16 protein-coding genes are annotated in these 14,760 nt (G+C 41.6%); 5 read left to right on the top strand and 11 right to left on the bottom strand.

Annotated elements, in window-relative coordinates; genetic code table 11:
* Nucleotides 1–144: 144 nt before the first annotated feature.
* The 4 genes from CKV70_RS13580 to CKV70_RS13595 all read right to left on the bottom strand — a co-directional run bounded on the left by CKV70_RS13580 (nt 145) and on the right by CKV70_RS13595 (nt 2,610).
* A complete protein-coding gene (locus CKV70_RS13580; RefSeq protein WP_009931856.1) occupies nt 145–957 on the bottom strand; it encodes a putative ABC transporter permease in 813 nt (270 codons plus the stop codon).
* A 73-nt stretch (nt 958–1,030) separates the two neighbouring features.
* On the bottom strand, nt 1,031–1,393 hold the full coding sequence (locus CKV70_RS13585; RefSeq protein ID WP_014601184.1) for an MmcQ/YjbR family DNA-binding protein: 363 nt from the start codon (nt 1,391–1,393) through the stop codon (nt 1,031–1,033).
* Nucleotides 1,390–1,758, bottom strand: coding sequence for a VOC family protein (locus CKV70_RS13590; RefSeq protein WP_014601185.1), 369 nt, complete (start codon nt 1,756–1,758; stop codon nt 1,390–1,392). Before CKV70_RS13590 ends, CKV70_RS13585 begins: the two co-directional genes overlap by 4 nt.
* Nucleotides 1,759–1,803: 45 nt before the next feature.
* Nucleotides 1,804–2,610, bottom strand: coding sequence for a helix-turn-helix domain-containing protein (locus CKV70_RS13595; RefSeq protein WP_014601186.1), 807 nt, complete (start codon nt 2,608–2,610; stop codon nt 1,804–1,806).
* Nucleotides 2,611–2,725: 115 nt separating this feature from the next.
* Here CKV70_RS13595 and CKV70_RS13600 point away from each other — a divergent pair, with 115 nt between their 5' ends.
* The 4 genes from CKV70_RS13600 to CKV70_RS13615 all read left to right on the top strand — a co-directional run bounded on the left by CKV70_RS13600 (nt 2,726) and on the right by CKV70_RS13615 (nt 5,505).
* On the top strand, nt 2,726–3,196 hold the full coding sequence (locus tag CKV70_RS13600) for a universal stress protein (protein ID WP_014601187.1): 471 nt from the start codon (nt 2,726–2,728) through the stop codon (nt 3,194–3,196).
* 45 nt (nt 3,197–3,241) lie between these two features.
* The gene (gene rpiB / locus CKV70_RS13605) at nt 3,242–3,697 is read left to right on the top strand and encodes a ribose 5-phosphate isomerase B (RefSeq protein ID WP_014601188.1); all 456 of its coding nucleotides are present in this window, start codon (nt 3,242–3,244) and stop codon (nt 3,695–3,697) included.
* 197 nt (nt 3,698–3,894) lie between these two features.
* On the top strand, nt 3,895–4,236 hold the full coding sequence (locus CKV70_RS13610) for a hypothetical protein (protein ID WP_014601189.1): 342 nt from the start codon (nt 3,895–3,897) through the stop codon (nt 4,234–4,236).
* A 12-nt stretch (nt 4,237–4,248) separates the two neighbouring features.
* Nucleotides 4,249–5,505: a Y-family DNA polymerase gene (locus CKV70_RS13615; protein ID WP_014601190.1), complete on the top strand. Its 1,257-nt coding sequence runs from the start codon at nt 4,249–4,251 to the stop codon at nt 5,503–5,505.
* A 1-nt stretch (nt 5,506) separates the two neighbouring features.
* Here CKV70_RS13615 and CKV70_RS13620 read toward each other — a convergent pair whose 3' ends face one another.
* From CKV70_RS13620 to CKV70_RS13650, 7 genes are read right to left on the bottom strand one after another with little or no spacing between them, the layout of a single operon-like run.
* Nucleotides 5,507–6,319 carry an alpha/beta fold hydrolase gene (locus tag CKV70_RS13620; RefSeq protein WP_003722034.1) on the bottom strand — a complete coding sequence of 271 codons (813 nt, stop codon included), beginning with the start codon at nt 6,317–6,319 and terminating at the stop codon, nt 5,507–5,509.
* 40 nt (nt 6,320–6,359) lie between these two features.
* On the bottom strand, nt 6,360–7,055 hold the full coding sequence (locus CKV70_RS13625; RefSeq protein ID WP_003722035.1) for a response regulator: 696 nt from the start codon (nt 7,053–7,055) through the stop codon (nt 6,360–6,362).
* Complete coding sequence (locus CKV70_RS13630; RefSeq protein WP_010990039.1) at nt 7,052–9,742, bottom strand: sensor histidine kinase; 2,691 nt, start codon at nt 9,740–9,742, stop codon at nt 7,052–7,054. The genes CKV70_RS13625 and CKV70_RS13630 overlap by 4 nt, the downstream gene beginning before the upstream one ends.
* 15 nt (nt 9,743–9,757) lie before the next feature.
* Complete coding sequence (kdpC, locus tag CKV70_RS13635) at nt 9,758–10,330, bottom strand: K(+)-transporting ATPase subunit C (protein WP_003733061.1); 573 nt, start codon at nt 10,328–10,330, stop codon at nt 9,758–9,760.
* A 14-nt stretch (nt 10,331–10,344) separates the two neighbouring features.
* Nucleotides 10,345–12,390, bottom strand: a complete 2,046-nt coding sequence (kdpB, locus tag CKV70_RS13640) for a potassium-transporting ATPase subunit KdpB (protein ID WP_003733062.1) — start codon at nt 12,388–12,390, stop codon at nt 10,345–10,347.
* An 11-nt stretch (nt 12,391–12,401) separates the two neighbouring features.
* Nucleotides 12,402–14,087 carry a potassium-transporting ATPase subunit KdpA gene (gene kdpA / locus CKV70_RS13645; protein WP_014601191.1) on the bottom strand — a complete coding sequence of 562 codons (1,686 nt, stop codon included), beginning with the start codon at nt 14,085–14,087 and terminating at the stop codon, nt 12,402–12,404.
* Entirely contained in the window at nt 14,084–14,173 is a 90-nt protein-coding gene (locus CKV70_RS13650; RefSeq protein WP_015455298.1) for a potassium-transporting ATPase subunit F, read from the bottom strand. The genes kdpA and CKV70_RS13650 overlap by 4 nt, the downstream gene beginning before the upstream one ends.
* A gap of 253 nt (nt 14,174–14,426) precedes the next feature.
* Here CKV70_RS13650 and CKV70_RS13655 point away from each other — a divergent pair, with 253 nt between their 5' ends.
* The gene (locus tag CKV70_RS13655; protein ID WP_003733064.1) at nt 14,427–14,732 is read left to right on the top strand and encodes a PTS sugar transporter subunit IIB; all 306 of its coding nucleotides are present in this window, start codon (nt 14,427–14,429) and stop codon (nt 14,730–14,732) included.
* Nucleotides 14,733–14,760: the final 28 nt, after the last annotated feature.

The following is a 14,760-nucleotide window of genomic DNA, read 5'->3' on the forward strand; positions in this document are numbered from 1 at the left end:
AGAATGAAGTAACGGAGTTTTGCGGGGCGTTGTTTCTTCTTAATCATACAAAAGATAGGCTGTTCTTTCTACACGTTTTGTAAAAAATAACGCAAAAAAAGGCGCAAATGATAAAAAATACCATTCGCGCCATAATCAGTTTCTCTATTTTCTTTTCAGTTTATCCACCCGAAGCAAACTTTTGTTGAGATTCTTAAAGGGTGCTGCGCGTTTCACTTTCATTTTCGGGAACGATTTTAACATTCGTCGTTCATTAAATTTAAGTTTGCGCATGCTGGCAGCAAGTTCTTTGTCTTGTTTACGTTTTGCTTCAATTTCAGCAATTTTCATATCAACATTTTCTTGTTTCTTCAAAAGTCCTTCTTCAAATTCTTTCGCTCGTTCTTTTACACTTGCTTTTAGCTCATTCGCTTGTGCATTTAGTTTTTCATTAAATTCGGCAAGTGCTTTTTGGAATGATAGCATACTTGTGACAGATTTAATCGTATCAATAAGCATCAGAACCACGATGAGCGCAGGAATAATCCAGCCACCCCAGCTTAAAATCCAATCCGCAAATTCGGTGACAAGTGGGTGCAAGAAGCGTACAACGATAATACAAGCAAATCCCCAAAAAATCGAAATCGGCAAGCAAATTCGACCTTTTACATTGAGTGGCCAGTTGTGATAATCCCACCATGTTGTATGGAATAATGCTTCCAAAATCGTTGCAGTAACATATTCAATTACCGTACATATAATCATCGAAAAAATAAATAAGGCCCATAAGTTGTTTTGAAACGGTAAAATCATCATTAAAACTGCCGTTACCCCAAACCCGTAAATGGGGCAATATGGTCCATACAGAAAACCACGATACACTAACTTCTTTTCTGAAATCGAGCAAAAAACTTCCTCCCAAGCCCATCCAAGAACAGAATAAATGAAGAAGTATAGGATAAACATATTAATATCCATCTTTTCATCTCCTTTTTGTTTTCTTTTTCACAATCAATTTCATTATAACAGAAATAAGAACTTCTTAACTAAATTAGTCAAAAAGTTCTGCTTGTTTATATTTTGGCAACTTATTCTTCGCTTCTGAGTAGGCATGCTGAATTAATGCGCGAATCAAGTCTTTATCTCGTTCTTCTTCCAATAAAACAGAAATCCAAACTCGTTTATTCATATAATAACCGGGAACGATGGCTGGATTTTCTGCGCGAAGTTGCTCACTTTTTTCGGCATCGCACTTCAAGGTTAAAATGGGATGCCCATTTTTATTCGTTCCGCGCATTGCCATTAGCTGATCCAAGACATGATAGCGCTCCGCTCCCCATTCTTCTTTAAAAGAATACTGGACTCCTTTAAGACCACTGATTTCCTCCCGTATCCAAGCAAATTCATCGCTCATTGTGCGGGCTCCAAAATCATAATCTTATTGCCATCTGGGTCAAGTAAATTCAGTTCACGTCCGCCCCACTCAGCCACACGAGGTTCTGGTGTCTCCACTCCCGCTGTTTGAAGTTCCCGGTACATCTCATCCAAACTAGTATCACACGAGAAAACAAACTCCACTTTAGATTCGCTTGCTTCGCCCCATTTGCTATTATTCCAAACAATAATCCCGGGAGCCTTTTCAGAAAAACCTAATTTCGCTCCGTCATAATTGTCGTACCCTTCGAATACTATCGGAATTCCCAATTTTTCGTGATAAAACGCAACCAACGCCGCCGGATCTTGTGTGGAAATATTTGTACAAACAAATTCATTAATCATTTTAAGCACCTCCATATCATTAGTTTAACAAAGCATTTACGTTTTTCATTGTATATTTGCGACATTTTGCAGAAAAATTTGCTTCATTTCTTCTGGGGTATGATTACTATATCGTTTAAATTGTTTAATTAAGTGAGCCTGGTCCGTAAACCCATGAAGATAAGCAAGTTCAGCGCCCGGCACACTTGGATTCTCATATAATGCCTGTAATACTTTTTGGAAACGAATAAGTTTTGCTGTCTGTTTAGGTGCAAGTCCCATGTGTTTTTGAAACAGCCGTTCTAACTGCCGAACAGATACAGCTCCTAACGCAAATTGATTGGGGTTTTGTAGTAACTTATCAATACTGTTTAAAAAATCAGGATGGACTTGCTTGCCAAGCATCATTAATTTTCGCAGTAAAAATTCTTCTAATAAAGCTATTCTTTCACTGTTCGTCGTCATTTCAGCAAACCTCTCTTGAAAAAACGAAACAAATCCAGCAAACATCTCTTCCGGCTCTTTTACCCGATTCATGCTACCAGTCAAGTCCTGTTTGACAAATAAAAATAACGACCACGCATAAAATCGCACGGCAAAAAGCTCGGTATTACTTTCATCGTCAGACTCAAACGATGCATCACTAACGCCAACAAATATAGCATCCGTCACTAGCCCTGTTTTACTATCAATTGTAAAAATAATATCCGCACATAAATCAGGAACCACTAAATTATTTCCCGGGAAATTCTTATCATCTGCCTCCCAAAAACAGCGAATATAGCCTGTAAGAGCTGCACTCGGTAGATATTCTTTATAGCCAGCACGCTTTGGTGTAGCTACAATGGGATAAAACGTTTCTAGCTTAGCCATAAAGAGACCCCCTTTTCCTCATAGTACCACAAAATTTTCTCTTTAATCATGCTTCTTTCTTTTATTTATGGGTATTAAGTAAATAAGGGGAAAACTTTTGAGAGGGTGATACAAAATGTCTGCTTACAAACGGATTCTTGTTGGTGTAGATGGATCAAATGAAGCGGAAGCCGCGCTAAGACGAGCTGTTCAATTTGCCAAAATGGATGGTGCTACGCTTGGTATTGGCTTTGTCGCGGATGTTCGTCGGATTGCACCATTAATCGATTATGAACAAACCTATGCCAAAAAAGCCAAAGCTTACGGAGAAGAATTAGTTGATATGTACAAAAAAGAAGCCGAAAAAGCTGGCGTAGCGCACGTTGAAACTTTTGTTCACTTTGGTACGCCAAAAACTACCTTCAATAAAAAAATAACGCGAAATTTTGAACCCGATTTAATTTTAGTTGGAGCAACTGGACTTTCGGCAACAGAACAATTTATTCTTGGTAGTGTTTCTGAATATACGGCCGCCCATGCACCTTGCGACGTTATTATTGTTCACGCAAAACCTTGGCGCAACAGAAAGACTGTCGAAAAACTCTAATTCATGTATAATGAAGGTATTGATTATACGGCAGGAGGAGAAAAAATGACAGTTAGTAAAGTTGCCATTGCTTCAGACCATGGCGGAATTGAATTACGAAAAAGTATTATTTCTTATCTTGAAAGTGTTGGTATTAGTTATGAGGAATTTGGCCCCGAAACACCAGAATCAGTGGACTACCCGGGACTCGCTATTACCGTTAGTGAAAAAGTTGTTAACCAAGAAGTTGACCGCGGCATTTTAGTTTGTGGTACAGGCATTGGTATGAGTATTGCAGCTAATAAAGTAAAAGGTATTCGTTGCGCGCTTGTTGGTGATACATTTAGCGCTCATGCAACGCGTGAACATAATGATACAAATGTCCTTGCGCTTGGAGCGAGAGTCATAGGTCCAGGGCTAGCAGAAGACATTGTCAAAATTTGGCTAAACACCGATTACGAAGGTGGCCGACATGCAAACCGTGTTGGACAAATTACAGCGTACGAAGATAGCCACGCTTAAAAAATAATCATAACGACCAAGTCTAATTATGGACTTGGTCGTTTTTTATAGCCATTTTATTAATTGTTCACAAATAGTAATTTCTTCCCTTTTTAATATCACAAATGAGAATATTTACGCATTGCAAACAAGAACATTTGTTCGTATAATATATATAAGCATTAGCTAATTATTTGAAATATTGGAGGTGTCATCATATGAGCTATCAAGATCGTGGCATGAAGAAATGGGGCGGTTTTTTATTAAGTGAACATACTGAAGCGATGCAAAACGCTGAGCCAACGTTAGTATGGAAAGAAGCTATGACTACAGAATTTATCGAGAGCGTACTAGCTAGCGCGATGACACATCAGTCTACGCTTATTATCCAGAAAAAGCCGCTAGATCCAGAAGCATTTCCCGAAAACGATATTATCGGTCGTATTTCAGGAGTGGAAAACAACATTATTTATATTAAAAACTCTGACGGTGTTATCCCGCTTTCCTTCTCTGCTATCCGAAACGTAGAAGAAAGGAGTGTCGACAAATGGTACAAGTAGAAGACTACAGCCGTGCACCGCGCCGAGATATTTTGTGCATCGATATTAAATCGTTTTTTCGCTTCGGTTGAATGTGTCAAACGCCGACTGAATCCGCTTGAAGCTTATTTAGTCGTCATGAGCAACGCTGACCGATCTGGCGGCCTCGTTTTAGCCGCCACACCAAAAATGAAACAAGTGCATCACATCAAAACTGGCTCAAGAATGTACGAACTGCCCACTTGGGACAAGCGAATTATTATCGCACCCCCACGAATGAAACTATATTTAAAAGTAAATGCGATGATCCAAGCCATTTTCAGACGTTATGTTCCCGCTGAGTTTATTCACGTTTATAGTATTGATGAATGTTTTTTAGATGTGACTGGGTCGCATTTGCTGTTTGGAAGTACCGAGGAAATTGTTCGTAAAATCCAGCGTGACATTTTAGAAGAGCTGCGCCTCTATGTCACAGTTGGAATCGGCGACAACCCCCTTCTTGCCAAACTCGCGCTCGATAATGTTGCCAAAAATCGCGATGATGGGATAGCTGAATGGCGCTACGAGCATGTTCCCGAAACCATTTGGAAGATTAGGCATTTGGATGACGTGTGCGGAATTGGACGTCGGACTGCTGTTCGCCTGCAAAAAATGGGAATCTTCAATATGTATCAACTAAGCCAAACGCCGCCACAAGTATTGAAAAACGTAATGGGTGTAGTCGGTGAGCAACTTTATTATCATGCTCACGGAATCGATTATAGCCTTTTAAACGAAAAATATGTGCCTGTTAGTAAAAGCTACGGAAAAAGCCAAATTCTTGAAAAAGACTATCACGTACCCGCGGAAGTAGAAATTGTTATTCGCGAAATGGTCGAGGAAGTAGCAATGCGTTTGCGCCAAAATCATGTGGATACTGCTGTTATTCACCTAAGTGTTGGCTACAGTAAATACAGCATAAAAAAAGGATTCAGCCATCAAGCTAAAATCCCTCCTACTAGTAGTAGTCATGCGCTTATTCCTTATTTCCTCCAACTATTTAGACGTTACGATGAACGCGAACCCGTACGCTCCATTGCTATTTCATGCGGTAAGATTACTTTAAAAACCGGACTACAGCTCAATTTATTTGAAGATTTTACCCAAACTTTAAATCATGAGCAATTAGAAATAACTGTCGACAAAATCCGTTCGCGCTATGGTTTTAAATCACTTATGCATGCAAGCAGTTTGTTAAATGGAGCGACTGGCTTAAAACGTTCTGAAATGGTTGGCGGTCATAAAGGTTAATTTATTCTGGTTTTACGCGGAATAAGAAGTCTTGCACCATCGTCGTGAAGATTTTCGGTTGTTCAATTTGTAAATTATGACCTGCAAAATCAAGAATAGCAATCGATGCATGTGGGTATTTTTCGAGCAACGTTAGTCCGTCTGCATAACCCACGTGATCATCTTGACGACCAAATAAGAATAATGCAGGTACATCGAATTGCACTTTTTCGTCTGGATCAAAGCTCAGCTCATAGTTCGCAGATAATCGGTCTAAAAATTCTCCATCTGCATTAATCATTCCAGCCATCACTTCTGCCAAGAAACGATTCCAGTTTCTTGCTGTTAAAATGACGCCACTTTTTGAAAAGTATGCTCGGTCTTCTTTTGATAGTGACTGGACAAAGGTATCGTCTTGGTACATGACTTTTTGTTCGGGTAGCGTTCTTCTTTCTTTTTCAGGATAAATGACTGGACAAATAAGCAAGACTCCGAGTACTCTATCTGGCATTTTCGCTGCGATTCCGCGAGTTAAATAGCCACCATACGATTCTCCAGCGAGTACAAATTGCTCGCCCGGAATTACCGCTTCAATAAATTCTAGTAAAAGCGTGAGTACATGGTCAGCATTTTGAATTGAGTCGTAATTCTCGGTTTTCCCCATTCCAGGCAAATCCAAATATATGCGTGAGAACGAGCTTTCCTTATCAAAGACTGGCTCCATACAACCAATCATCAGCTGCGAATCAGGAGCAAAGCCATGAATCATTATTATCGGTATTCCTTCACCATATTTTTCATAATAAACGTCTACGCTACGGATTGTTTTATGCATATTAATTCCTCCTGGCGTTTATTTTTATCATAACATATTATTATTCTTCTGCCATCCGGTATCCAACCCCAACTTCTGTCAAAATGTATGCAGGTTCTGCCGGATTTTTTTCAATTTTACGTCGGATGTTACTCATATTGACTCGAAGCGCTTGATTTTCACTTGGATAAGGCCCCCAAATTTCTCGAATAATAAAGTCATGTGTAAGGACTTTTCCAGCGTGGCGAGCTAACAGGAGTAAAATTTTATATTCAATCGGCGTAAAATGGATTTCCGTATCGTCCATTTTGACAAGTCGGCGGTCGTCATCAATATACAGGTCTTGAATGCGAATAATATGGTCATTTGGCGATTCTTTACTGCTTGGCTGAATGTGTCGTAGCGCTGTTCGAATACGCGCGAGGAGTTCCGATGTGCCGAATGGTTTCGTAATATAATCATCTGCGCCAAGATCAAGCGCAGTTACTTTTTCCCGTTCGTGATCCCGCGCGGATACAACAATAATCGGCACTTTTGACCAAACACGAATATCCCGAAGCACGTCTAGTCCTTCCATATCTGGCAAACCAAGGTCAAGCAACACTACATCCGGCGAATGGCTAGCCGTCTGTTCTAGCGCTTCTTTTCCATTCACTGCTTTAATCACCGAGTAATCGCTCGCCGTCAAAACAGCCGAAATAAAATTACTGATGCCATCTTCATCTTCCACAATTAGCACAAGCCGCTTGCTGTTCATTTTCCATCTCCTCCGTCTAGTGGCAAAGTGAACCAGAATGTCGCCCCACCATGTTTGTTATTTTTTGCTTCCAAAGTTCCGTCGTGTGCCCGAATAATCGACATACAAATCGATAAGCCAAGCCCCAAGCCACGGGACATGTCTGAGCGTTCTCTTGCCTCTACCGCAAAAGTATCAAATAAATCTGCCAAACGATTTTCCGGAATTCCTTTTCCATTATCGCGTACACTGAAAATCGCACTTTGTTTCGTTTTCGTCACGTCTACCCAAACTTCTGCACCAGTTCCACCGTGACGTAGCGCATTTTCCATTAAATTAATAAGCACTTGCTCAATCAGTGTCCCATCCATCGGAACCATCAAAAGATCACGCGGAACTTTCACGTGAATAGTTCGGTCTCTGAAACGTTTTTTTATGCGCCCAACCGCCTCACCAACAATTTCTTCTACGGCTTCCGGCGCTCGTTCCAAGCTCACCAGACCTTCACTAATTCGTGTCACAGATAGCAAATTCTCGACCATCCGGATGAGCCAGCCTGAATCATCTTTAATACCTCTAATTAAGTTTCGCTCGGTTTCTTTGTCTAATTCATCTTCTTTTTCAAGTAAGGCGGAACTCGCGCCAATGATACCTGTAAGCGGCGTTCGCAAATCGTGTGAAATCGCCCTCAGCAGATTACTTCTCATCTTTTCTTTGGCTGATTCAATAACGATTTGGCGCTGTTCTTCTGATAAATATTGGCGCTCTAAAGCTAGTGCGACTTGAGAGCTAATCATCCGTAAAAATATCCGGTTATCTTGTGTGAGCGGACCTTCTTCCGGGGAGCAAGAAACCCCGATGACACCAAGCACTTTTCCTTGTGACATCACCGGCATATAGTAACCAAACGCTCCCATTAGCGTATCCGTCCCAGCGCCCGCTCGTTTTTTGTTTTTAAATACCCAGTGGGCAACAGCTTCTTCATCCGCACTAAGAAGCGCGCTCGCATCTTCTTTTCCTTCTGCTTGTACGAAAATCCCTTCATTACTTTTGGCAGGATCAGCAGAATAAAAAATAACGGAACGGCTAAATAAATGCAAAATATATTCATTGGTAAGATTAATAATTCCTTTTAAATTGCGCGTTACCAAAAGCTGTTTATTGATTTCATAAAGCACTTCGGTTCGACGTTCTCGCTCAACAGCAAGGCTGGCTTGTGTTTTGATTCGAACAGTTAGTGCACTCGTAATCAATGCAACCAAAAGCATAATCCCAAAAGTCACCGGATACCCTGCCTGAATTGTGTTAAATGTATAAAGCGGAGACGTGAAGAAAAAATTGAATAACATGACGCCAATGATAGAACCTAAGACACCATACACATAACCGCTTGTTACGCGAGAAATAATTAAAACAGACAAAATATACACCATAATCACATTTTGGTCGCCAATGCCAAATTCACTTAAGCCAACACAAATCGCTGTTGCTAGCGCTAATAATAACACCATTTTCGCCATGTCATGCCATGTGAGGAAACTTTTAAACCGCATTTTCATTCGCCGTTTTTTTGCTTTTGGATGGCTTGAAGGAATGATGTGCATATCGACGTTATCCAAATGCGTGATAAGTCGGTCTTCAAAATCTTCCTCAAATAGGGAACGTAACCCCATACGCCGACGTGACTTACCAACAACAATATTTGTCACACCGGTCAAACGAGCGTACTCAGCTACTGTTTCCGCAATATCATGCCCAGCGAGGGTAACAATCTCAGCACCAAGTCGTTCAGCGAGTTCCATCGTTTCCCGTAAACATTTTTTCTCTGCTTTGGTCATATAATCATTTTCTTCATTTTCAATGTAAAGAGCAGTCCACGGAGCGCGGAAAGCCTCGGCTGTGCGTGCTGTCCAGCGAATGAGTTTTGCTGACGAAGGCGATGTCCCAATACAAACGAGCCATTTACTACTTGCACGTTTTTCTGGATAAACACCAGTTTGGTCGTATTCATGGCTAATTCGGTCGGCCGCTTTTCGCATCGCAATTTCACGTAAGAGTTTTAAGTTTTCTCTAGTGAAGAAGTTCTGCATAGCTGTTTGCGCGCGTTCTGGTTGATAGATTTTGCCTTGTTCGAGCCGTTTCAAAAGCTCATCTGGCTCAATATCAATTAGTTTTACTCGGTCCGCTTCATCAAAAACATAGTCAGGAATCGTTTCGCGCACAGCGACCTTGGTGATACCTTCAACGATATCATTCAAGCTTTCGATATGCTGCACATTAACGGTTGTGTATACATCGATTCCCGCTTGGAGTAGTTCTTCCACATCTTGGAAACGCTTCTTGTTTCTTACGCCCGCTGCATTCGTATGTGCAAGTTCGTCTACCAGAATCAATTCCGGCTTCCGTTTCAACGCTTCGTCCAAATCGAATTCTTTGAGCGCAATATTTTTATGGTTGATTGCTTTAGGTGAAATAATCGGGATTCCTTCTAGCATTCTCAGTGTTTCCACGCGGGCATGGGGTTCAATATAACCCGCCACGACATCCACACCTGCTGCTAATTGGTCTTTAGCGTCACTTAACATGGCATACGTTTTTCCAACACCTGCCGCAAAACCAAAATATATTTTTAATTTCCCCACAGATGAATCTGTTTCTTCTTGCAAATTCACCAGTAGCGCATCCGGACTTGGACGATTCGTTTCCATATACTCGCCTCCAACTTACATTTTCAATCTATCTAATGCCAAATTCACTTGTAAGACATTTACAGTTGGCTCACCCCAAAAACCTAACAATCGGTTACTTGTATGTTCTGCGATAATTTCTTTGACTTCTTTGGTGGAAATGCCTCGTTCTCTAGAAATCCGGTCTACTTGATATGCCGCAGCAGCCTCTGAAATATCCGGATCTACGCCACTTGCTGATGCTGTTACGAGATCCATTGGGATAACGCGGTTGTTCGTCGGATCTAGTTTATGCCACCAAGCGATTCGTTTTTCTACTAATTGTTTTTGTTCTTCGCTAGTAGGGTTTAAGTTTGTCGCCACCCCGTCACTTGCAGCCCGTCCAATCAAGTACTCAGGCTCAGTAAACGTTTGGCCAATTTCAGCAGAACCAACTTTTCCGGTCGTACCATCTGCTAGCTTTTCTTCTATTATACTGCCATTTGCTTTGTCGTGGAAAGCTACACCTGCAAAAACAGTGACAACACCTGGATAAAGCACGCCACACACCAATGTCAAAAGTAGAAAGCCAATTACTGCCGGCTTCCAAATTTGCATGAATCTTTTCATGTTTTCTCCCCCTCTTAAACGATTCCTAGAACAGTTAATAGCATATCAATCAATTTAATCGCGATAAATGGAGCAATCAACCCCCCCAGACCATAAATCAACATATTTCGACTCAGTAATTTTCCAGCAGGCATTTCACGATATTTCACACCTTTTAAAGAAAGCGGAATAAGAACAATGATAATCACCGCATTGTAAATAATCGCGGATAAAATGGCGCTCGTCGGGCTTGTTAATCCCATTAAATTAAGCGCTTCAAGCTGTGGAAAAATACCGTAAAATAACACCGGAATAATCGCAAAGTATTTTGCTAAGTCGTTAGCAACACTAAAAGTCGTCAGTGCCCCACGTGTCATTAGCAGTTGTTTGCCAATCCGAACAATATCAATTAATTTAGTAGGACTAGAATCCAGATCAACCATATTCCCAGCTTCTTTTGCAGCTTGTGTTCCTGTATTCATCGCAACCGCCACATCCGCTTGCGCAAGAGCTGGCGCATCATTCGTTCCGTCTCCTGTCATCGCCACTAAATGGCCTTCCCGTTGATATTCACGAATTAATTCCAATTTTGCTTCTGGGGTTGCTTCTGCTAGAAAATCATCGACTCCTGCTTCTGCCGCAATTGCTGCTGCGGTCATTGGATTATCGCCAGTAATCATAATTGTTTTAATACCCATTTTTCGTAAATCGAGAAAACGTTCTTTTACACCATTTTTCACGATATCTTTTAAATAAATGACGCCCAGCACTTGATTGTTACGAACAACGACAAGCGGTGTACCACCAGCTCCAGCAACTTTACTCACAATCGCATCACACTCTTTGGGGTACGTCCCACCATTCGCCGTTACATATGCACGAACCGCATCCGCCGCGCCTTTTCGAATCGTATTTTCTTGATAATCAATTCCACTCATTCGCGTTGTTGCCGTGAAAGGAACGAATTCTGCGTGCATTTCAGCAAAATCTCGACCACGAATATCAAAGCGTTCTTTCGCCAACACAACAATACTGCGACCTTCCGCCGTTTCATCCGCAATCGAAGAAAGTTGCGCCGCATCTGCTAGCTCTTGTTCCGTCACTCCATCCACAGGCAAAAATTCGCTTGCTTTCCGATTTCCCAGTGTAATCGTCCCAGTTTTATCGAGTAAAAGTACGTCCACATCTCCAGCTGCCTCAATCGCACGACCACTCATTGCTAAAACATTCGCTTGATTTAAACGGCTCATCCCCGCAATTCCAATGGACGATAGCAACGCACCGATAGTAGTTGGCGCCAAACAAACGAGCAAAGCAATCACATTCGTAATCGAAATCGCCGAACCAGCACCCGCCTGCTTGCTCGCAAATTCAGTGAATGGTAAAAGTGTGGCTGAAACCGCCAGAAAAATAATCGAAAGCGTTACAAGTAAAATTTGTAAAGCAATCTCATTCGGCGTCTTTTTCCGTGAAGCTCCTTCCACCATCGCAATCATTTTATCTAAGAAACTTTCTCCAGAGACCGCCGTTACACGAACAACCAGCCAATCGGAAACAAGTGTAGTTCCACCCGTCACGGCACTTCTATCCCCGCCAGACTCTCGAATTACTGGTGCAGATTCCCCAGTTATCGCACTTTCATCAACCGAAGCCGCACCTTCAATGACCTCGCCATCCATCGGTATTTGTTCATTCGCAAGGACATACACAATATCGCCTTTTTTCAAGTCATTCGAAGCAACTTCAATCACATCAGTTTTATCATCAACATTCTTTAATTTTCGAGCTAAAACGTCTTTTCGAGCCATTTTCAAACTATCCGCCTGTGCTCGACCACGACCTTCCGCAATCGCCTCAGCAAAATTCGCAAATAACACTGTAAACCATAAAATCAGCGCAATCGCTAGCGTATAACCAGACTTCTCATCCGAAATCCCGAAGAAACCGAGAAAATAAAGGCTCGTTGCCAAAATCGCACCAACATAAACAAGCAACATCACCGGATTTTTCACTTGCAGTTTTGGAGACAGTTTTTTCGTCGACTGAATCAGCGCATCTTTCCAAATACCTTTTTCCATCATTTCCATTCACCTCATTTGAAAGTTGTAAAGAAGTCCGCAATCGGTCCAAGCGCAAGTGCTGGCAAGAAACTAAGTGCGCCAACAAGTACCACAACACCAATTAAAAGACCAATAAACATGCCATTTTTCGTCGATAACGTCCCGCTGCTCGCTGCAACTGAACTCTTTCCAGCCATATTTTGAGCTAAGTAAAGCGCCGCAACTAGCGGAATAAAACGAGCAAGTAACATCATTACTGCGCCAACCATATTTGTAAACGTCGTGTCTGCCGCAAATCCAGCAAAAGCACTACCATTATTATTTCCCATCGAAGTAAATGCATAGAGCACCTCAGAAAAGCCGTGCGCCCCACTCGCCGAAACAGAAGCTTGCACACTTGGCATCATCACCGCAACCGCCGTACCGAATAAAGTCAACAGCGGCGGAACCAAGATAAGCAAACAAACCATTTTCATATCATAAGGTTCAATTTTCTTCCCTAAGTATTCTGGCGTCCGCCCAACCAAGAGCCCCGCAATAAACACCGTCAAAATAATAAAGCCAATCATGCCATAAAGTCCGCTACCAACACCGCCAAAAATAACCTCACCGAGTTGCATAAAGAACATCGGCACCAGTCCCCCAAGCGGAGTCAAACTGTCGTGCATTGCGTTCACCGCTCCATTCGAGGCTGCCGTTGTGGAAGCCGCAAAAAGCGACGAACCACCAACACCAAATCGAACCTCTTTTCCTTCCATACTGCCAGAAGTCGCAACACCTTGATAACTTGGACCCGCAAATTGTTCGGAGATAGTTATCGCAACAACACCAATAACGAAAACAATCATCATCGCTGTCATAATCGCGCGGCCTTGCTTACTATCCTTCACCGCACGCCCAAACATCACAACAAGCGCCACTGGAATAAGTAAAATCGCCAACATTTCTATTAAATTAGTAAAACTAGATGGATTTTCAAACGGAAACGCAGAGTTCGCTCCGAAAAAGCCGCCGCCATTTGTACCAAGCTGTTTAATAGCAATTTGGCTCGCTGCTGGGCCTAACGGAATCAACTGCTTCGCCCCATTTTCAAGTGTTTCGACAACCGAATAATCAGCAAAGGACTGCACCACTCCTTGCGAAACTAAAAGAAGCGCCAAAATAAGCGAAAGTGGTAGTAAAATATAAAGCGTCACTCGAAATAAATCTTGCCAAAAATTCCCCACTGTTTTCTGTTTCTTCCATATAAAGCCGCGAATTACCGCAAATAAAACTGCAATCCCTGTCGCCGCCGAAACAAAGTTCTGCACCGTTAAGCCAATCGACTGCGAAAAATAAGATAAAGCCGTCTCACCAGAATAAGCTTGCCAGTTCGTATTCGACACAAAACTCGCCGCCGTATTAAACGCCAGACTAAAACTAAGTCCTTTAATACCTTCCGGGTTGAGCGGTAAAAAGCCTTGTAGCATCAACACCGCCATTACAAATACAAACCCAACTGCACTAAAAGCAAGTACGGATACCGCATAACGTTTCGCGGACATTCCAACCTCACTCACACCCATCAACCGATAACCAAACCGTTCAACTGGCTCTAGCACTCGTGACAAAAATACCTTTTCCCCAATCATCACTTTATACATATAAATCCCAAGTGGCACTGCTAAAACTAACAACAATACAACAAAAAACACATCCTGCATCACAATATACTTCATAAATCCTCACCTCTAAACAACACATAAAATAAATATACCAACAAAGCTAAACCGATGATTCCAGCAATTACTAGAACAACACCCATTTTCCGTTCACCCCTTCACCGTACTCTTTCCACCACTAATCCTACCAACAAACGTATAAAGACAGTGTTAAGATTCTAAAGACCCGCATAAAGATTCCGTTAATATCGCAATGTGTGTAAAATTTACACACAAAAAAAGCCAATGTGTAAGCAAAAAACAAAATGAAAACCCTTTTATAGCCACATTTAAAGTTGGCACGGTACTTGCATATATAATAAGTGTTAAGAGAATTATCTAGAGGAGGAAATAATCATGAAAACAATCATGTTAGTATGTTCAGCAGGTATGTCTACCAGCTTACTAGTTACAAAAATGGAAAAAGCAGCTGCAGAACAAGGCCTTGAAGCAAAAATCTTTGCTGTTGCCGAAGCAGAAGCAGCTAACCATTTAGACGAAATCGATGTTTTATTACTTGGACCACAAGTACGTTTCTTAGAAGGAAACATGAAGAAAAAATTAGAGCCAAAAGGTATTCCATTAGCTGTTATTAACAGTGTTGATTATGGAATGATGAAAGGCGACAAAGTTTTAGAACAAGCATTAGAGTTAATGAAGTAAAAGAGGGTAATTACAGCTAACTAGCTGA

Origin of the sequence: Listeria monocytogenes, from assembly GCF_900187225.1 — a bacterium.
Classification (GTDB): Bacteria; Bacillota; Bacilli; order Lactobacillales; family Listeriaceae; genus Listeria; species Listeria monocytogenes.

Coding starts and splice junctions, on each gene's coding strand:
- CKV70_RS13600 (WP_014601187.1), top strand. CDS start 2,726: ATGTCTGCTTACAAACGGATTCTTGTTGGTGTAGATGGATCAAATGAA.
- CKV70_RS13650 (WP_015455298.1), bottom strand. CDS start 14,173: ATGGGTGTTGTTCTAGTAATTGCTGGAATCATCGGTTTAGCTTTGTTG.
- CKV70_RS13630 (WP_010990039.1), bottom strand. CDS start 9,742: ATGGAAACGAATCGTCCAAGTCCGGATGCGCTACTGGTGAATTTGCAA.
- CKV70_RS13585 (WP_014601184.1), bottom strand. CDS start 1,393: ATGAGCGATGAATTTGCTTGGATACGGGAGGAAATCAGTGGTCTTAAA.
- CKV70_RS13655 (WP_003733064.1), top strand. CDS start 14,427: ATGAAAACAATCATGTTAGTATGTTCAGCAGGTATGTCTACCAGCTTA.
- CKV70_RS13595 (WP_014601186.1), bottom strand. CDS start 2,610: ATGGCTAAGCTAGAAACGTTTTATCCCATTGTAGCTACACCAAAGCGT.
- CKV70_RS13590 (WP_014601185.1), bottom strand. CDS start 1,758: ATGATTAATGAATTTGTTTGTACAAATATTTCCACACAAGATCCGGCG.
- kdpC (WP_003733061.1), bottom strand. CDS start 10,330: ATGAAAAGATTCATGCAAATTTGGAAGCCGGCAGTAATTGGCTTTCTA.
- CKV70_RS13625 (WP_003722035.1), bottom strand. CDS start 7,055: ATGAACAGCAAGCGGCTTGTGCTAATTGTGGAAGATGAAGATGGCATC.
- CKV70_RS13610 (WP_014601189.1), top strand. CDS start 3,895: ATGAGCTATCAAGATCGTGGCATGAAGAAATGGGGCGGTTTTTTATTA.
- rpiB (WP_014601188.1), top strand. CDS start 3,242: ATGACAGTTAGTAAAGTTGCCATTGCTTCAGACCATGGCGGAATTGAA.
- CKV70_RS13620 (WP_003722034.1), bottom strand. CDS start 6,319: ATGCATAAAACAATCCGTAGCGTAGACGTTTATTATGAAAAATATGGT.
- kdpB (WP_003733062.1), bottom strand. CDS start 12,390: ATGATGGAAAAAGGTATTTGGAAAGATGCGCTGATTCAGTCGACGAAA.
- kdpA (WP_014601191.1), bottom strand. CDS start 14,087: ATGAAGTATATTGTGATGCAGGATGTGTTTTTTGTTGTATTGTTGTTA.
- CKV70_RS13580 (WP_009931856.1), bottom strand. CDS start 957: ATGGATATTAATATGTTTATCCTATACTTCTTCATTTATTCTGTTCTT.